Source organism: Helicobacter pylori (assembly GCF_014498195.1).
In the GTDB taxonomy this organism is placed as follows: Bacteria; Campylobacterota; Campylobacteria; order Campylobacterales; family Helicobacteraceae; genus Helicobacter; species Helicobacter pylori_DO.
Window position 1 is genome coordinate 142,622 of sequence record NZ_JACTGH010000001.1, and the last position, 18,175, is coordinate 160,796.

General features: G+C 39.4%; 14 protein-coding genes. 9 read left to right on the forward strand and 5 right to left on the reverse strand.

Going from position 1 to position 18,175, the window contains the following annotated elements; genetic code table 11:
* Positions 1-6 precede the first annotated feature (6 nt).
* Positions 7-1,977 (reverse strand): NAD-dependent DNA ligase LigA, encoded by a 1,971-nt coding sequence (gene ligA / locus H7N67_RS00650; RefSeq protein ID WP_187938711.1) that lies wholly within the window; start codon positions 1,975-1,977, stop codon positions 7-9.
* A 77-nt stretch (positions 1,978-2,054) separates the two neighbouring features.
* On the opposite strand from ligA, the gene H7N67_RS00655 reads away from it, so the two are divergent.
* The 5 genes from H7N67_RS00655 to ppa are packed head-to-tail and all read left to right on the forward strand — an operon-like array spanning position 2,055 to position 7,168.
* Positions 2,055-2,996 (forward strand): chemotaxis protein CheW, encoded by a 942-nt coding sequence (locus tag H7N67_RS00655; RefSeq protein WP_187938712.1) that lies wholly within the window; start codon positions 2,055-2,057, stop codon positions 2,994-2,996.
* A gap of 34 nt (positions 2,997-3,030) precedes the next feature.
* Positions 3,031-4,764, forward strand: coding sequence for an aspartate--tRNA ligase (aspS, locus tag H7N67_RS00660; protein ID WP_187938713.1), 1,734 nt, complete (start codon positions 3,031-3,033; stop codon positions 4,762-4,764).
* 16 nt (positions 4,765-4,780) lie between these two features.
* Positions 4,781-5,356: an adenylate kinase gene (locus H7N67_RS00665; protein WP_187938714.1), complete on the forward strand. Its 576-nt coding sequence runs from the start codon at positions 4,781-4,783 to the stop codon at positions 5,354-5,356.
* Positions 5,357-5,380: 24 nt separating this feature from the next.
* Positions 5,381-6,595, forward strand: coding sequence for a glycosyltransferase family 25 protein (locus H7N67_RS00670; RefSeq protein ID WP_187938715.1), 1,215 nt, complete (start codon positions 5,381-5,383; stop codon positions 6,593-6,595).
* A gap of 51 nt (positions 6,596-6,646) precedes the next feature.
* Positions 6,647-7,168, forward strand: coding sequence for an inorganic diphosphatase (gene ppa / locus H7N67_RS00675; RefSeq protein ID WP_079295504.1), 522 nt, complete (start codon positions 6,647-6,649; stop codon positions 7,166-7,168).
* Positions 7,169-7,310: 142 nt separating this feature from the next.
* On the opposite strand, the gene H7N67_RS00680 is transcribed toward ppa, so the two are convergent.
* The 4 genes from H7N67_RS00680 to H7N67_RS00695 are packed head-to-tail and all read right to left on the reverse strand — an operon-like array spanning position 7,311 to position 12,423.
* Positions 7,311-9,560, reverse strand: a complete 2,250-nt coding sequence (locus tag H7N67_RS00680) for an endonuclease MutS2 (protein WP_187938716.1) — start codon at positions 9,558-9,560, stop codon at positions 7,311-7,313.
* 16 nt (positions 9,561-9,576) lie between these two features.
* The gene (locus H7N67_RS00685; protein ID WP_187938717.1) at positions 9,577-9,954 is read right to left on the reverse strand and encodes a hypothetical protein; all 378 of its coding nucleotides are present in this window, start codon (positions 9,952-9,954) and stop codon (positions 9,577-9,579) included.
* Positions 9,954-11,303, reverse strand: coding sequence for a UDP-N-acetylmuramate--L-alanine ligase (gene murC, locus H7N67_RS00690; protein WP_187938718.1), 1,350 nt, complete (start codon positions 11,301-11,303; stop codon positions 9,954-9,956). Before murC ends, H7N67_RS00685 begins: the two co-directional genes overlap by 1 nt.
* Entirely contained in the window at positions 11,296-12,423 is a 1,128-nt protein-coding gene (locus tag H7N67_RS00695; RefSeq protein ID WP_187938719.1) for a succinyldiaminopimelate transaminase, read from the reverse strand. Before H7N67_RS00695 ends, murC begins: the two co-directional genes overlap by 8 nt.
* Positions 12,424-12,542: 119 nt before the next feature.
* On the opposite strand from H7N67_RS00695, the gene ispG reads away from it, so the two are divergent.
* From ispG to H7N67_RS00715, 4 genes are all read left to right on the forward strand, one after another.
* A complete protein-coding gene (gene ispG / locus H7N67_RS00700; RefSeq protein ID WP_187938720.1) occupies positions 12,543-13,622 on the forward strand; it encodes a flavodoxin-dependent (E)-4-hydroxy-3-methylbut-2-enyl-diphosphate synthase in 1,080 nt (359 codons plus the stop codon).
* A 2-nt stretch (positions 13,623-13,624) separates the two neighbouring features.
* Positions 13,625-14,830 carry a 2,3,4,5-tetrahydropyridine-2,6-carboxylate N-succinyltransferase gene (locus H7N67_RS00705; RefSeq protein ID WP_187938721.1) on the forward strand — a complete coding sequence of 402 codons (1,206 nt, stop codon included), beginning with the start codon at positions 13,625-13,627 and terminating at the stop codon, positions 14,828-14,830.
* An 11-nt stretch (positions 14,831-14,841) separates the two neighbouring features.
* Complete coding sequence (locus H7N67_RS00710) at positions 14,842-15,900, forward strand: tetratricopeptide repeat protein (protein ID WP_187938722.1); 1,059 nt, start codon at positions 14,842-14,844, stop codon at positions 15,898-15,900.
* Positions 15,901-16,114: 214 nt separating this feature from the next.
* The gene (locus H7N67_RS00715; RefSeq protein ID WP_187938723.1) at positions 16,115-18,160 is read left to right on the forward strand and encodes a DUF262 domain-containing protein; all 2,046 of its coding nucleotides are present in this window, start codon (positions 16,115-16,117) and stop codon (positions 18,158-18,160) included.
* Positions 18,161-18,175 lie beyond the last annotated feature (15 nt).

Here is an 18,175-nt window from a genome sequence, read left to right on the forward strand (position 1 = left end):
TTAATTTCAATCCAATTCTTTAAGGCGCTTCAACAATTCTTCTTCATTCAAAACGCTCACGCCATGTTTTTTTGCCAGAGCGAGTTTTGAGCCGGGGTTTTCTCCAACGATTAAAAAATCGGTTTTAGTGCTCACGCTTGAAGCAATTTTTGCCCCCAAATTTTCTAACATTTGAGCGTATTCTTGCCGTGGTTTAGAAAGCGTGCCGGTTAAAACAATCGTTTTATTGCTGAAAACAGAAGAGCTTTTTTGCTTTTCTTCAGCCATATCGCTGTTTTTAGGGTTTAACAAATCAAATAACGATCGGATAAATTCCTGATTGCTCGCATAAAAATTGACTAAAGAACGCGCCATTTCCACCCCAAAGCCTTCCATTTCTAAAAACTCGGCTTCGCTTTTTTCTAACACATTTAAGCCGTATTTGGCTAGCGTTTTACTCGCTCCCTTACCAATATGCTCAATCCCTAAAGCGTTGATCAAACGCCATAAGGGAGGGTTTTTGCTTTTTAAAATAGCGTCTAACAGATTTTGAGCTTTTTTGATTTTGAATTTGTCTAGCCGCATTAAATCTTCCAATTTTAAAGCATACAAATCCAAGGCGTTAACAATGAGCTTTTCTTCAAAAAGTTGCTCTATGACTTTATCGCCCAAGCCTTGAATGTTTAAAGCGTCCTTAGAAGCGAAATGAATCAAGCTTTCTTTCAACCTTGCTGGGCAATTAAGGTTTTGGCAATAAGTAAAAATCTCTTCGCACAAAAGCTCATGCGAGCATATGGGGCAAACTTTGGGGCGTTCAATTTTTTGTTGCGAGCCGTCTCTATAAGATTCTAAAGGCTTGATGATTTTAGGGATCACATCGCCGCTTCTAATGATGACGACCCTATCATTGAGCATGATATTCTTTTTTTCAATTTCAGAATAATTGTGTAAGGTCGCTCTATTAATCATAGCTCCAGCAATTTCTATAGGCTCTAAGAGAGCAACCGGGGTTATCGCCCCGCTGCGCCCCACTTGGTTGATGACTCCTACAATTTTGGTGTGTTTTTCTAGAGCCGGGAATTTATAAGCGCAAGCGAATTTAGGGGATTTTTGCGTGTAGCCTAGCTCCTTTTGAATATCCAACTCATTCACAACGATCACCATGCCGTCTAAAAGGGCAAAAAAGCCCTCCCTTTCTCTAATCAGGGTGTGGTAATTTTCTTCTATTTCTTGGTGGTTTTTGTTTAGGCTTAAGTATTGAATGGCACTAAAACCTAACGAGACAATAAAATCCAAACACTCCTTAAAGCTTAGAAAATTTAAAGAATGCTTGCCCATGCCCCAAGGAATGAATTGCAATTTACGCTTTTTAGTGATTTCACTATCAAGTTGCCTCAAACTCCCTGATGCGGCATTTCTAGGGTTAGCGAATAGGGGTTCATTAGCGTCTAGGCGCTCTTTGTTTAAAGCGTCAAAATCCTCTTTAGAAATGATCACTTCGCCCCTGATTTCTATTCCTCCATTATAAGCGATAGAATGAGGGATATTAGCGATGTGTTTAGCGTTGTTAGTAACAAGCTCCCCTTCTAAGCCATTACCCCTAGTGGTCGCACTCACTAGCTTGCCATGTTGATACAAAAGATTGAGCGAAACCCCATCAAGTTTGGGCGAGCACACGAATGAAGCGTTAGGATAAACTTTTAAAATGCGTTGCAACCACGCTTGCAATTCACTTTGATTGAACACATCATCTAAGCTCCACATCCGCATTAAATGGGGGTTTTTATTGAACGAATTGGTGGCAGTGGCCCCCACTTTTTGGGTAGGGGAATTAGCTTGAATATCATTAGGGTTTTCTTCTTCATAAGCTTTTAATTCTTGGTAAAGTTCATCATAGACCGCATCGCTTACGATTGACTCATCAAGGTTGTAATAATGGTGCGATAGGGTGTTTAAATATTCAATTCTTTCTAAATATTCTTTTTGGCTTTTTATCATTTTTGTAAAAACCTTTTAAACTAAATTAGGGTAGTATTATAACATTTAATCTTTGATAGGGCTTTAGGGGAAATTAGGTGGTAAGAGATATTGACAAAACGACTTCGTTGCACTTAAATAATGAAGCGCAATTTCTGTGCTTTAGATTAGATGCAGAAAAAGACGCCCAGCTTTATGGCATGAATATTTTTAAGATCCGAGAAATTATCCATTATGACGGAGAGGTTACAGAGATTCTTGGAGGGAGCGATGGCGTGATGCTTGGGTTTCTTAGCGTTAGGGGCGAATCCATTCCTTTAGTGGATGTGAAAAGGTGGTTGCATTATAACGCTAATGATCCGAGCCGTGATCTAAAAGAATGCAGCGTTAAAGATGACCATAATTTAGTGATCGTGTGCCATTTTTCTAACCATTCCATCGCTCTAAAAGTTTTAAAAATTGAAAGGATCATTCATAAAAATTGGAATGAGATTAGCGCCGGGGACAAGCAAGGCATTAATGAAGAGGGTAAGATTAGCGCTATCACCCGTTTTGATAAAGAACGAGTGGTGCAGATCTTAGATGTGGAAAAAATGATTAGCGATGTTTTCCCTAGCTTGAAAGATTTAGACGATTTGACTTTGCGTTGCATAGAAGCCATTCAAAGCCAAAAACTCATTTTAATCGCTGAAGATTCCTTAAGCGCTCTTAAAACCCTAGAAAAAATCGTTCAAACTTTAGAATTGCGTTATTTAGCCTTTCCAAATGGGAGGGAATTGTTGGATTATTTGTATGAAAAAGAACATTACCAACAAGTCGGCGTGGTTATTACGGATTTAGAAATGCCTAACGTTTCAGGGTTTGAAGTGCTAAAAACCATTAAAGCTGATCATAGAACTGAGCATCTTCCTGTGATTATCAATTCGTCCATGAGCAGCGATTCTAACCGCCAATTAGCCCAATCTTTAGAAGCGGATGGTTTTGTGGTAAAATCTAACATTCTTGAAATCCATGAAATGCTTAAAAAAACGCTTTCATAAATTTAATTTTTGTTTTAATTTAAAGGGATAAAACATGCGAAGTCATTTCTGCACAGAAATTAGTGAAAAAGATGTGGGTAAAATCATCAAAGTGGCCGGGTGGTGTAACACTTATAGAGACCATGGAGGCGTGGTTTTTATTGATTTAAGGGATAAAAGCGGTTTGGTGCAACTAGTCTGTGATCCTAGCTCTAAAGCTTATGAAAAGGCTTTAGAAGTCAGGAGCGAATTTGTGCTAGTGGCTAAAGGAAAAGTGCGTTTAAGGGGCGTTGGGTTAGAAAACCCTAAACTAAAGACCGGTAAAATTGAAATCGTTTTAGAAGAGTTAGTTATTGAAAATAAAAGCGCTACCCCACCGATTGAAATTGGCAATAAAAGCGTGAATGAAGATTTGCGCTTGAAATACCGCTATTTGGATTTACGCTCTTTGAACGCTTATGAAATCTTTAAATTGCGCAGCGAAGTGGCTTTAATCACTCGTAACACTCTAGCCCAAAAGGGTTTTTTAGAGATTGAAACCCCCATTTTGTCTAAAACCACGCCTGAGGGGGCTAGGGATTATTTAGTGCCAAGCAGGGTGCATGAGGGCGAATTTTTTGCGCTCCCCCAAAGCCCGCAATTATTCAAACAGCTTTTAATGGTGGGGGGAATGGATAGGTATTTTCAAATCGCTCGTTGCTTTAGAGATGAAGATTTAAGAGCGGACAGACAGCCAGAATTCACGCAAATTGATGCGGAAATGAGTTTTTGCGATGAAGATGATGTGATGGGCGTGGTGGAAGATTTGTTGCAAGAGATTTTTAAAGCGATTGGGCATACTATTTCTAAACCTTTTAAACGCATGCCTTATAAGGAAGCGATGGAAAATTACGGGAGCGACAAGCCGGATTTACGCTTTGAATTGCCTTTAATAGAAGTGGGGGATTGTTTTATAGACAGCTCAAACGCTATTTTTTCTAATATCGCAAAAGATCCTAAAAACAAACGCATCAAAGCTTTGAACGTCAAAGGGGCTGATGCGCTTTTTAGCCGCAGCGTTTTAAAAGAATTAGAAGAATTTGTGCGCCAATTTGGGGCTAAAGGCTTAGCGTATTTGCAGATTAAAGAAGATGGGATTAAAGGGCCTTTAGTTAAATTTTTGAGCGAAAAGGGGCTTAAGAATATTTTAGAAAGGACTGATGCGCAAGTTGGAGATATTGTCTTTTTTGGAGCTGGGGATAAAAAAATCGTGTTAGATTACATGGGGCGCTTGCGCTTGAAAGTGGCTGAAACGCTTGATTTGATTGATAAAGACGCTTTGAATTTCTTATGGGTAGTCAATTTCCCCATGTTTGAAAAAACCGAAAACGGCTATCATGCCGCGCACCACCCTTTTACGATGCCTAAAAATATAGAATGCGAAGATATGGAAGAGATTGAAGCGCATGCGTATGATGTGGTGCTTAATGGTGTGGAGCTTGGTGGGGGAAGCATTAGGATTCATAAAGAAGAAATGCAAAAAAAAGTCTTTGAAAAAATCAATATCAACGAAGAAGAAGCGCAAAAGAAATTTGGCTTTTTGCTAGAAGCGCTAAAGTTTGGCGCTCCTCCTCATGGGGGCTTTGCGATAGGTTTTGATCGCTTGATCATGCTAATGACTAAATCTAACAGCATTAGAGATGTGATCGCTTTCCCTAAAACGCAAAAAGCTTCATGCTTATTGACGAATGCGCCTAGCCCCATTAATGAAGAGCAACTAAGAGAATTACACATTCGCTTGAGAAAATAATTTAAAAGGATACGATATGAAACAACTATTTTTGATCATTGGAGCCCCAGGGAGTGGTAAAACCACTGATGCAGAGCTTATCGCTAAGAATAACAGCGAAAAAATCGCTCATTTTTCTACTGGGGATTTATTAAGGGCTGAGAGCGCTAAAAAGACTGAGCGAGGCTTATTGATTGAGAAATTCACTTCTCAAGGCGAATTAGTGCCTTTAGAAATTGTGGTAGAAACGATCCTTTCAGCGATTAAAAGCTCTAGCAAAGGGATCATTTTAATTGATGGCTATCCTAGGAGCGTGGAACAAATGCAGGCTTTGGATAAGGAATTGAACGCTCAAAACGAAGTGGTTTTAAAAAGCGTGATTGAAGTAAAAGTGAGTGAAAACACCGCCAAAGAAAGGGTTTTAGGGCGCTCTAGGGGGGCTGATGATAATGAGGTCGTGTTTCATAACCGCATGCGGGTGTTTTTGGATCCGTTGGGTGAGATCCAAAATTTTTACAAGAATAAGAAGGTGTATAAAGCGATCGATGGGGAGAGAAGCATTGAAGAAATCGTGAATGAAATGCAAAAATATATTTTGTCTTTTGCGAATTAAAATGCGTTCCAAAGAGAATGATCTGTGATTGGTGTCTATATCATTTCTTTAAAAGAAAGTCAAAGGCGTTTGGATACTGAAAAACTCGTTTTAGAATCCAATGAAAAGTTTAAAGGCCGTTGCGTTTTTCAAATCTTTGACGCTATTAGCCCCAAACACGAAGATTTTGAAAAATTCGTTCAAGAGCTTTATGATGCACAAAGCATGTTAAAATCCGATTGGTTCCATTCTGATTATTGTTATCAAGAATTATTACCCCAAGAATTTGGGTGCTATTTAAGCCATTATCTTTTGTGGAAAGAATGCGTCAAATTAAACCAACCGGTCGTCATTTTAGAAGATGATGTAACGCTAGAGTCTAACTTCATGCAAGCCCTAGAAGATTGCTTGAAAAGCCCTTTTGATTTTGTGAGACTCTATGGGCATTATTGGGGAGGCCATAAAACCAATTTGTACTCTCTCCCTATCTATACAGAGGCTGAAGAGGCTGAAGCGTCTATTGAAGAAACGCCTATTGAAAATCATGAAGTTACCCCCCCCCCCCCCAATCCCACACAAGATGCGCAACAAGATTGTATTATTGAAACGCAACAAGAAGAATTATCTAATCCTTGCAAAATAGCGCCCCAAAAAACCTCTTTTAATCCAGTGGTTTTTAAAAAAATTAAAAGAAAGCTCAACCGCTTCATTGGAAATATTTTAGCTCGGACAGAAGTGTATAAAAATCTCGTATCAAAATACGATGATCTCACTACAAAATACGATGATCTCACTACAAAATACGAATCCTTATTGGCAAAAGAAACAAATATCAAAGAGACCTTTTGGGAATCTCGCGCTGATAATGAAAAAGAAGTGCTATTTTTAGAGCATTTTTACCTCACCAGCGTGTATGTGGCCACTACGGCAGGCTACTACCTCACGCCTAAGGGCGCTAAAACCTTTATAGAAGCCACGGAGCGTTTTAAAATCATAGAGCCGGTGGATATGTTCATAAACAACCCCACTTACCATGATGTGGCTAATTTTACCTATTTGCCTTGCCCTGTTTCTTTAAACAAACATGCTTTCAATAGCACCATTCAAAATGCGAAAAAGCCTGACATTTCATTAAAACCCCCTAGAAAATCCTATTTTGATAATCTTTTTTATCATAAATTCAACGCCAAAAAGTGCTTAAAAGCCTTTAATAAATACAGCAAACAATACGCTCATTTAAAAACCCCTAAAGAGATTTAAAAAGAGCGGGCTTTATGTTAGAATAAGTCTTTTTATTCAAAGGAGATTGCAATGAATTTAGAGAAATTAGAAGTAAGTCATGACGCTAGCGTTTTGTCCGTGGTGATTGAAATATCCAAGCATTCTAATATCAAGTATGAATTGGATAAAGAAAGCGGGGCTTTAATGGTGGATAGGGTGCTTTATGGAGCGCAAAATTACCCCGCAAATTACGGCTTTGTGCCTAACACTTTAGGATCTGATGGCGACCCTGTAGATGCACTGGTTTTAAGCGATGTGGCTTTTCAGGCCGGGAGCGTGGTGAAAGTGCGCTTGGTTGGGGTTTTGAACATGGAAGATGAAAGCGGAATGGATGAAAAATTACTCGCTCTACCCATAGACAAGATTGATCCCACGCATTCCTATGTCAAGGATATTGATGATTTATCCAAACACACTTTGGATAAAATCAAACATTTTTTTGAAACTTACAAGGATTTAGAGCCTAATAAATGGGTGAAAGTCAAGGGGTTTGAAAACAAAGAGAGTGCGATTAAAGTTTTAGAAAAAGCCATAAAAGCCTATCAAGGCTAAAGATTTAAGGGTTTTGGCTCAATTAAGCGATAAAAACCCTTTTTCAACGCTCTTTTAAAAAGGCTTTGTCCTCATTGGGCGTTGGTGTAAAATAGGGTAGTTTAAAGCGGATTTTTGTATTCCCCATAAAAAGTGCCAAAAACTACAATTTAACGATTTTAACCCCACTACCGCCTAAATTAATGGGAGCGTCGCTAAAACTCACCACTTTGGGGTGGTTTTTTAAAAATTCTTTCACAAACTTTTCTAAAATCCCGCTCCCCTTGCCGTGGCAAATCAGTACTTCTTCAAAGCCCCCTAAAAGCGCGTCGTTTAAAAAAGCGTCTAGTAAATCCAGGGCTTCTTCGCTGCGTTGCCCCCTTAAATCAAGGCGTAAGCTCGCTTCTTTGGGTTTGGGGATGGTTGTTTTAGGGAGTTTGAATTTGTTTTTAGGGGGTTTTTGGATTTTTTTCAACCAACTCCCATGCGCTTTCAAACGCATGCCAAGCTCGGTTTCTACCAAGTAATAGCCCTTGTCTAAAATTTGTATAACCATCACGCTTTCATTTTTATAGTGCGCTTTTTCGTTAATTTGAAAGCTTGTTATCGTTTGGGGGATCTCTTGGTTTGTTTTATGCTTGTTTAAAATTTCGCTCGCTTTATGGATTTCTTTATGCATTGAGCTGGTATCTTTTGAAGCGACTTCGTTTTTTAAGATATTTAGGGCTTGTTGGTAGGATTTTTCCAATTCCAATTTTTTATGGTGAAAGATTTCTTTTTGTTTTTCCATTTCCAAAAGCCATGCGTTTTTTAAATCTTCTTGCTCTTTTAAAGCGTTCTCTAAGCTTTCATTTTTTTGCTTTAATTCTCTTTCTAGCGCGCTGGAATTTTCAATCAAAACGTTCAATTTTTCCTTATCTTCGCCATAGAAGGCTTTCGCTTTTTCAATCAAAAAAGGCGGCACGCCATAGCGCAAAGCGGTTTCAAACGCATAGCTTTTGCCAATAACCCCCTTTAAAAAAGTGTAAGTGGGCCGTTCTTTTTCTTCGTCATAAAGAGCGGCTAGTAATTCCACTTCCTTGTTTTCTGCCATCAACACGCTCAAGCGTTTGTGGTGCGTGGTGATAATGATTTGGTTGTTTTGTTTAAGCAATTTTTCTAACAGGGTTTTATACAAACTGCTCGCTTCATCAGCGTCAGTCCCTAGCTCAATTTCATCAACGCCTAAAAGCATGTTTTCTTTGGATAAAAGAGCGCTAAATTGCTTCATTCTGCCTGCAAAAGTAGAGATATTGTTCGCGCTGTTTTGGGGGTCGTTGATAATGGCGTGGATTTCTTTAAAATAGGGGATAATGGAATGATGAGCGTTGATTTTCATAGGAATGAGATGCTTGCTCAAAAACGCCGCGCTTAAAAGCGATTTTAAGAGCATGGTTTTCCCGCCCGCATTCACGCCGGTAACAGCGAGCATGGATTTTTCAAATTTCAAATTTAAGGGCTTTGGCTCTTTCAAAATGGGGTGCGAAAAGTTTTCTAAAACCATTTTTTTTTGCGTAAAGCTTGGCATGACAAATTCTAAATTATAAGCTTTAGCAAAATTAAGCCGTGCTTGCAAGCTGTCCAAAAAATCAAATTCTTTGAAAAGGAATTTTAAAAATAAAAGGTGTTTTTGCAAGCTACGGCTTAGAGTTTGACACATTTCAACGATACAGCAATCTATTTCATTATCAATTTGGGCGATTTTTTGGGCGATTTTTTGCGCACTTTCAGGCAAAAGATAGAAATAACCATTAGCGCTCCTTTCTAGCACAACGCCTTTAATCGCGCTAGAAAACCCGCTTTTCAATAAAAGGCATTCATAACCATGCTTAAGGTGGCTTTGCGTATCCACTAAATAAGGGGCAAGCTCTTTAGAATGGGCGTAATGATGAATGATTTTTGCGCTCTCTTTTTTAAGGCGGTTCAAACTTTCATTCAAAGCGTCTAGGGTAGCGTTAGCTCCTTGTTTGATCTTTCCTTCATCATCCAATAAAGCGATCAGATCATTAAAAAAGGGGGGTAAAATAATAGCGTTAAGGCGTTCATGAAATTTTAAATGCGTGAAAGGTTTAAAAGCGTTTTGTAAAACGACAATGTAGTGCAATCGTTTGACAATCTCAAAAATTTCATCTAAATGGAGCGTCCCTAATTTGGTGAGTTTGATAACAATGAGATCGCTTTCTTTCATGCTTTTGGGGGTAGGCAAACCGATCGCATCCACTTCGTTTAAATAAGTGAAAGTTTGCTTGAGATCGTTTTCTAAAGCGATAGTATCTCTTTCTTTGGCAAAAAAGGTTTTAAAAAGAGCGATAAACTCTTTTAAATCCAGGCTTTCTTCTAGGGGTTTGGGTGGGGTATTATTATTATTATTCATTGGGGTTAATTGGGGTTCATTGGGGGTTCATTGGGGGTTGGATTAAGGGATCTTTTTGAAGCGTCTGACAAGAATCCAAATCCACAAGAACGTCTTTCATAGGAGTTTGTTTTTTGCCTAAAAAGCTCAGAGTCCCGCTCACTAAATTAAAAGTTTGGTTATTGACTTTAATGCCTTTACACAACAAGGTTTCCCCCCTTAAAAACGCTCTTTGCAAAGCGATTTCTTGTTGGTTTTGTTGGTTTTGTTGATAAGTATAAACGCTGATGCTTGCCCCTATAATCCCTACGATTAAAAAAGCTACAAGTTTTTGTTTGGGGCTTACTAAACCAAAATCCCTTAACATTAAAAACAATAAAATCAGCGTTAAAAATAAAACAACTGCTGCACCCATTACATTTCGCCTCTTAATTGATAGGTAATATCCCCCGCTCCAAAGCCTATCACAAAGCCTTTTTCAATCGTTTCTACCACATTATCATTGACTAACAGCTCTAAAAAATCCCCCTTTTTACGCACCCTGTCTATAAAGGTGGGGTTATAATGCTTAAAATGGGCTTTCAAATCAATGTCTCTTTTGACTTCACTCGCGCTATAAACGGGTAAGATGATCAATCTGTCGCAATGCTCTAAAAAACATTTTTTAAACTCTTCTAAATTATCCATTAAGCGAGAATATTTGTGCGCTTGCCAGATCACAATAATCTTTTCTTGCGTGTTCAATAAGTTAGCATAAATCCTAGCGCTTTTTAAAGTGGCGTTGATTTCAGTAGGGTGGTGGGCGTAATCATCAATGAGAATGAGATCGTTTTTTTGCAAAATATCAAAGCGTTTTTTAATGCCTTTGAAATTCAATAAATTATTTCTAATTTCTTCTAAATGCAATTCATCTAAAGCGCTTAAAATCGCCAAACTCGCATTCGTAGCGTTATGTTCGCCTAACCCCCACACCAAAAAAGCCCCCAAGTCTTTCAATTCAAACGAAGTGTAAGGCTCGCCGTCTTTTAAAATGTATTGAATGTTGCGAATGTCTTTTTTTTCTAAAACAATGGCGTCTTTAGAATAGTTTTTTAAAAAAGGATCTTCTTTATAGATCACTCTTTTTTGAGCATGGTCTAAAAAATATTCATAAGCGAAGAAAAAACGCTCTAAATCGTGGTCATAATGCTCTAAATGTTCTGGCTCTGTGTTAGGCACAATCGCAGCATAAGGGTTAGAAAATAAAAAACTTGAATCGCTCTCATCGGCTTCAAAAACTAAGCTCATATCCGCACTCTCTCGCACATTGGAATCAAACTCTTTAGAATGCGCCCCAATAATCGCTCCAAAAGTAGGGCAAATCGCGCTCAACATGGCCGTGATACTGCTTTTTCCATGAGCCCCACACACGCTAAAAACGCGCTTGTCTTTAAGGATAGAATACAAAGCGTCTTTGCGAGACAAAATAGGGATTTCTAATTCCTTAGCCCTTTGTATTTCGGTATTGTCTTCTTTGATAATGGCTGAATGGATAATGACATCTTGATTGTTGATTGCCTTTGGATCATGCGGGATATTAATTTCTACGCCTAAAGCTTTCAAATACTTAACGCTGGGGCTTATGGCAATATCAGATCCGCTGATTGTAGCCCCTTGCACTTTAAGGTATTTGGCTAAGCCTGAAATGCCAATCCCCCCTATACCGATAAAATGGATCTTGCAATCTTGTAAGTTTTTGAGTAAAACTTTTGGGGTTTCAAGCATGGTTTTCTCGATAAGTTTCTATGATTTCTAAAGGCTTTTCTAAAAGGGGGGTGTCATAGACAAGGGCTAAACGCACGCAGTCAGCACCGATACGATTACGCCCTAAATACAAAGCCGGTAAAGTAATAATGCCTTCGTTTTGATAAAGCGTTTTGGTAAAATTTTCGCCGTTTTGAACGGGCAGATACACATAAAAACTATAAGGATAAATGAGCGTGTTTTTAAAGATTTTTCGCGCCAGTTTCAAATTATTCGCATAAATATTGCGGAAAAATTCTGCATGCCTATCATCTAGCCAAGCGATTTCACTAGCCTTTTGGATCGCATTAGCGCTCGTATAGCCTAAATAGGTGCGAAACGCTTTGTATTTTTCTAAAAGGCTGCTATCCCCAGCGATAAAACCACTCCTTAGTCCTGGAGCGCTAGAGCGTTTGGAGAGCGAATGGATCACTAAAACATTTTTAAACGCTTCATTACCAGCTAGCATGCAAGCTTCTAAAAGCGAAGGGGGGGGCGTGTTTTCATAAATTTCACTATAGCATTCATCATTGATTAAAATAAAATCATGTTTTAAGGCGAGTTTGACCCAACTAATCAGCTCTTCTAAAGAAAGGGCTCTTCCAGTGGGGTTGTTAGGGGAATTTAAGATCACTAAATCCACTTCTTGCAACTCTTTTTCATTCAAGCTTGGCGTGAAATGATTTTCTTTAACTAAAGGCATTAAAAGGCTTTTAGATTTGATAAATTTGGCCGCCCCTTCATAGATTTGATAAAAGGGGTTAGGGTAGGCGATAGTGGGGTTTTGGTGATCAAATAAAACAAAACTAGGAAAATTGAATAACACTTCCCTAGATCCTAGCGTGGAGACTAATTCGTTTTCTTTCAATTCTATCTTGAAACGGCGTTTAAAAAAACCTCTTTGAGCCTCTCTCAAGCTCTCTTCAAACGCGCTTTTAGGGTAGATATTGAGCGAATGAGCATGCTGTTTGAGAGCGTCTTGAATGAATTTAGGCGTTTCAAATCGCGGCTCGCCGATGCCTAGATCTAGCCCCTTTTTTTTAGGGGTGATCTCTTTAAACAAGGCTCTTAATCGTTCAAAAGGATAAGGCTCAAAGGTCATAGGGCTACTTTAATCTTAAAATGGAATAGTTGATCTTACCTAAAATTTAAGCGTTATGGTATGAAACCACCAAGAAAGAGTATAATAGCACATAAGAATTTAACTGATGAAGAGGTTTGATGCTAGAAAATAGAGTTAAGACCAAGCAAATTTTTATCGGTGGCGTGGCCATAGGGGGTGATGCTCCCATAAGCACGCAAAGCATGACCTTTAGTAAAACCGCTGATATTGAAAGCACTAAAAATCAAATTGACCGACTCAAACTCGCTGGGGCTGATTTAGTGAGGGTGGCGGTGAGCAATGAAAAGGACGCTTTGGCTTTAAAAGAATTGAAAAAAGTGTCTCCTTTGCCTTTAATCGCTGATATTCATTTCCATTATAAATTCGCTCTCATTGCCGCTCAAAGCGTGGATGCAATTAGGATTAACCCCGGAAACATCGGCTCTAAAGACAAAATCAAAGCGGTGGTTGATGCTTGTAAAGAAAAAAACATTCCTATAAGAATTGGCGTGAATGCCGGGAGTTTAGAAAAGCAATTTGATCAAAAATACGGGCCGACCCCAAAAGGCATGGTAGAAAGCGCTTTGTATAACGCCAAACTTTTAGAAGATTTGGATTTCACTGATTTTAAGATTTCTTTAAAAGCGAGCGATGTGATTCGCACCATAGAAGCTTACAGGATGCTTCGCTCTCTTGTGATCTATCCTTTCCATTTGGGGGTTACGGAGGCGGGGAATCTTTTCAGTTCTAGCATCAAATCCGCCATGGCTTTAGGGGGGCTTTTAATGGAGGGCATTGGGGATACGATGCGCGTATCCATCACAGGGGAATTAGAAAATGAAATCAAAGTGGCCAGAGCGATTTTACGCCATAGCGGGCGTTTGAAAGAGGGGATCAATTTGATTTCTTGCCCCACTTGCGGGAGGATTGAAGCCAATTTAGTGGATATGGCGAGCAAGGTAGAAAAACGCCTAAGCCACATTAAAACCCCTTTAGACATTAGCGTGATGGGTTGCGTGGTGAACGCTTTAGGTGAAGCCAAGCATGCAGACATGGCGATCGCTTTTGGGAATCGCAGCGGTTTGATCATTAAAGAGGGTAAAGTCATCCACAAATTGGCTGAAAAGGATTTGTTTGAAACTTTTGTGATAGAAGTGGAAAATTTAGCTAAAGAAAGAGAAAAAAGTTTAAAGGATTAGGCATGATGAATAAGTTTAAAAATTTTGTGAGCAACTACCAGCAATCTAATAACTATAAAGAGCCTTTAGGCTTTGGCATTGCCAGAGTGGATATTGCCCCTATTTCCAAAAAGATTTTATGCGCCACTTACCCCGTTTTGAACTGGAAAGATGAAAATTTAGGCTCTTATGCGGTGTTTTGCAACTCGCTTTCTAAAGAAAAAATCCTAAAAGAGAGCGCGAGCGAGCGCGTCATTGAGATTGATGAAAGTTTTGTGTTAAAAGCGTTGGATTTTTATACGCCCTTTTTGAATGAAGCCTATTCCAATAAAATGGCTCATAAAAACATCCAAGTGGTTTTAGAGCTTTTAAAAGCTTTAGAAGAAAATCGTTTGAAAAATAGCGATGGGGAGTCTCTTTATCGCTTGGTGATCTTGTATGAAGATAAGCCTTGCGAGAGCGTGGAGAGCGCGTATATGAAACTTTTAGCGCTCTCTTTAGGGAAAGCCCCTTTAAGGAGTTTGAATTTAGAGGGCATTTTTAACCAGCTTTCTAATGCGGCTTGGAGCGGCAACAAGCCTTATGAATTAGAATGGCTTAGAATGAACGAAGTGGCTTTAAAAATGCGAGGCCATTTCCCTAGTATTGATTTTATAGATAAATTCCCACGCTATTTGATGCAATTAATCCCTGAGTTTGACAATATCCGCTTACTGGATAGCTCAAAAACGCGCTTTGGGGCGTATTTAGGGACCGGAGGTTACACCCAAATGCCCGGGGCTAGTTATGTGAATTTTAACGCAGGGGCTATGGGAGTGTGCATGAATGAGGGGCGTATTTCTTCATCGGTGGTGGTTGGAACAGGCACTGATATTGGTGGGGGAGCGAGCGTTTTAGGCGTTTTAAGCGGAGGGAATAACAACCCCATTAGCATCGGGAAGAATTGTTTGCTAGGGGCTAATAGCGTTACCGGTATTAGTTTAGGCGATGGCTGTATTGTGGATGCAGGCGTTGCCATATTAGCCGGGAGCGTGGTAGAAATTGAAGAAAATGAGTTTAAAAAGCTTTTAGAAGTGAATAGCGCTTTAGAAAAACATGCCAACAATCTTTACAAAGGCAAGGAGCTTTCCGGAAAAAATGGCGTGCATTTTCGTTCCAATAGCCAAAATGGCAAGCTGATCGCTTTTAGGAGCATGAAAAAAATTGAGTTGAATCAAAACCTGCATTAAGGATTAAAAGAATGCTCAAAAAAAGTTTGTTATGGCTTGTTTTTTTAGTCTTACAGCTTAGCGGCGCTGAAGAAAACAATCAAGCCCCAAAAAACACGCCCCCTGAATTAAACCCCGCTAACGCTAAGGGCACGCCAAACCCTAACACCCAAATCACCCCTAAAAACGATAACTCCAATCTGTTAGACAAATTAGGATCGCCTGAAAACGCTCAAACCGAGCTTTCTGCCGGTATTGAACTGGCTAAAAAGGGCGATTATCAAGGGGCTTTTAAGCTTTTTTCCCAATCGTGCGATAATGGTAATGCGGCCGGGTGTTTTGCGGTAGGGGCGATGTATGCTAATGGGGTAGGAATCCAAACCAACAGATTAAAAGCCGCTCGCTATTATGAAATGGGTTGCAGTGGGGGCGATGCGACCGCTTGCGCGAATTTAGCTCAAATGTATGAAAACAAAAAAAACGCTGATTCAAACGATAAAGAAAACGCCTTGCAATTGTATGCGGTGGCTTGTCAAGGGGGGGACATGCTCGCATGCAATAATTTAGGGTGGATGTTTGCTAATGGGAGTGGGGTCCCAAAAGATTATTACAAAGCGATAAGTTATTATAAATTTTCATGCGAAAATGGGAACGATATGGGGTGTTATAATTTGGGTTTGATGTCTAACGTGAATAATATTTATGGTATTGATAAGGCGCAACTCAGTCAAGTGGATTTGAATTATTTGGCTTGTAACGCTGGGGACATGATGGGGTGCGCGAATTTAGGCTGGATTTATGCGAATGGGGATTTAGGGGCTCCATTAAATAACCACTACGCGGCGAAGTATTTTCAAATGGCATGCGATGGGGGGATTTTGGGGAGCTGTAACAATTTAGGCGTGCTGTATCAAAAAGGCTTAGGCGTGCCTCAAGATGATCAAAGGGCTTTGGATTTATTCTCGTATGCGTGCGATAATGGTTTTGAGTCAAGTTGCCGTAATTACGGGAATTTCAAAGAGCATTTATTGCGCGTGAATCCTAATTACGGGCGCTTGTTCATGCCATACAATTCTTATGAGATACCCTAGTAGGGGTATTTTGAATCATTCTCGCTCCCATTAACTTAACCCCCTAAAGATCGCATTTTTAAGAGATTACTACTTGCTTTGCGCAAAGCTCTTTTATTTTTTTGGATAAATTCAGCCACAAATTGCGACTTTTTCAAAAATTTAAGCTATCTTTTTTTTTTTTTTTTTGATTTAATACTCGGTGCGATTGTAGTTTAACTCAAAAGGAAAAGCGATGAGAGTGAAAGAAAGCACCGTTAACGACTTTTTTGCCTTAACAGGCACGATATTTTCTATCCCTGTATACCAGAGGAACTACACTTGGGAAGAAGAAAATTGCGAAAAATTACTGCAAGATATTGTCAGTATTTCTCAAAACAAGAAAACGCATTTCATGGGTTCTATTACTTATATTTTGCATTTGATTGACGATGAAAAGAGCTTGAGACAACTCCAAGAATTTGTCATCATTGACGGGCAGCAAAGGATTACCACTATCATGCTTTTGCTTAAAGCCATAGAGATAAAGATACAAAATGAAGGGATAAAAAAAGAGATTGACGGACTACTCAATCTTTCGGGACAAAGACTGCGCCTAAAGCCCATTAAAAGCGACAAAGAAGCCTTTGAGCTTGTCATGCAAAATCGATCGCATGAAATACAAGGCGTATCACACATTAGGAACAATTATAGATCTTTCACCAAAGAGCTTGACAAGTATCTAGAAAAAGGGTATCGCATTGAAGAGATTTATGGCGCGTTTTTGCGGCTTAAAATCGTAGCTATAGGCTTAGAGTTAGGCGAAGACGATCCGCAAGTGGTGTTTGAAAGCATTAACGCTACTGGCGTGCAATTAAAAGGGTTGGATCTCATCCGCAACTACCTGATGATGGGGGAAAATTCTGACAACCAGAATCGTCTTTATAATACTTATTGGGTTCCTTTAGAAGATTGGCTTGGCGAAAAGGATTTGAATGAATTTATTCTAACCTATTTGAGAATCTATTTTGAAGATAAATTAAAAAAAGAAGAGCGTGAAGTGTATTACGCGCTAAAAGACCACCACAGAGACAATTTCCCTAATGACATACAAGGTCTTATGAGCGATATGCGTGAGTATGGCAGAATCTATCAAATCTTTTTAGACAGAGATCATTATTTTTTACATCGTGGAGACCCGCAACAGTTAGCGAATTTACGCCTGCGCATTAAAGATCTTGTGAAAATCAAATTTGGCGTGGCAAAGCCCTTTGTTTTGCGTTGCGCGAGAGACTTTGAAGAAGGCAAATTGGATTATGAAAACTTCTGCGAAATTTTGCAAATCCTTATCAGCTACTTCGTGCGCCGGAGCGTGTGCGGAGATTCTAATACGCTTAACAAATTTCTTTATCCTTTATACAGACAGCTAGGGGAAAATGTTTCAGCCGATGCATTGAAGCGGTATCTGGGCAAGAGCGTTGGTCAAACAGTGTTCCCTAATGATGATCGTATTAAAACGGCGTTTCTTGTGCGTAACGCTTATGCAGCAAATCAAGTGTGCAAATTCATCCTGCTTGAGATTGAAAAATTAAGCAACGCCGAACCGCCAAAAGAAGAGAATTTAGAAGTAGAGCATTTCTACCCCAAAACCCCCACCCAAGAATGGCGCGATAGGGTGGGGGACTATTTCACTTTTGAGCAAGACTATCTCAATAATTTTGGGAATCTAACCTTATCAGGGCAAAATCAAAAGCTTGGCAACAAATCTTACGAGGCAAAAATTGCGCTTATGGAAGAATACAGCTCCTTGCATTTAAACGACTATTTCATCAATAACACCCATTCTTGGGGGATAGAGGAAGTGAGGGCTAGGAGCGAATATTTAGCGGATCAATTCTGTCAAGTGGGATTGTTTAAAGATTTGCCTAAAGAATACCGCGAAAGAGAGATTAATAAAACCCTTGATGATAATTTAACTAATCATAATCTTCAAAGCGTTAAGCTCCCCAATGGCCAAAGGCGCATGGCAAGAAACGCTAAGGAATTAGCTAGCGCTGTCATAGACTACTTGCTAGAAAACGCCAGAGAGGCCTTTGAAAGCTACACGGATGAAGAGCCAAGATATATTTGTTGGGATAAAGCAAAAGCGCAATTAAGGGATAGAGATGGCACTCTTGTTGTGCCTTTTGAAAAAGACGGATTCTACTTTGTCAGCAATGCGAGTTATCAAACGGTGGGCAATAATCTTAGGGATCTTATCTTAGGCTGTGATCTCAATCCTAGGAACTTTATTGTAGAATAAACAAGCCCCCCAAAG

Coding starts and splice junctions, on each gene's coding strand:
- ligA (WP_187938711.1), bottom strand. CDS start 1,977: ATGATAAAAAGCCAAAAAGAATATTTAGAAAGAATTGAATATTTAAAC.
- aspS (WP_187938713.1), top strand. CDS start 3,031: ATGCGAAGTCATTTCTGCACAGAAATTAGTGAAAAAGATGTGGGTAAA.
- H7N67_RS00665 (WP_187938714.1), top strand. CDS start 4,781: ATGAAACAACTATTTTTGATCATTGGAGCCCCAGGGAGTGGTAAAACC.
- ppa (WP_079295504.1), top strand. CDS start 6,647: ATGAATTTAGAGAAATTAGAAGTAAGTCATGACGCTAGCGTTTTGTCC.
- H7N67_RS00680 (WP_187938716.1), bottom strand. CDS start 9,560: ATGAATAATAATAATAATACCCCACCCAAACCCCTAGAAGAAAGCCTG.
- H7N67_RS00685 (WP_187938717.1), bottom strand. CDS start 9,954: ATGGGTGCAGCAGTTGTTTTATTTTTAACGCTGATTTTATTGTTTTTA.
- murC (WP_187938718.1), bottom strand. CDS start 11,303: ATGCTTGAAACCCCAAAAGTTTTACTCAAAAACTTACAAGATTGCAAG.
- H7N67_RS00695 (WP_187938719.1), bottom strand. CDS start 12,423: ATGACCTTTGAGCCTTATCCTTTTGAACGATTAAGAGCCTTGTTTAAA.
- ispG (WP_187938720.1), top strand. CDS start 12,543: ATGCTAGAAAATAGAGTTAAGACCAAGCAAATTTTTATCGGTGGCGTG.
- H7N67_RS00705 (WP_187938721.1), top strand. CDS start 13,625: ATGATGAATAAGTTTAAAAATTTTGTGAGCAACTACCAGCAATCTAAT.
- H7N67_RS00710 (WP_187938722.1), top strand. CDS start 14,842: ATGCTCAAAAAAAGTTTGTTATGGCTTGTTTTTTTAGTCTTACAGCTT.
- H7N67_RS00715 (WP_187938723.1), top strand. CDS start 16,115: ATGAGAGTGAAAGAAAGCACCGTTAACGACTTTTTTGCCTTAACAGGC.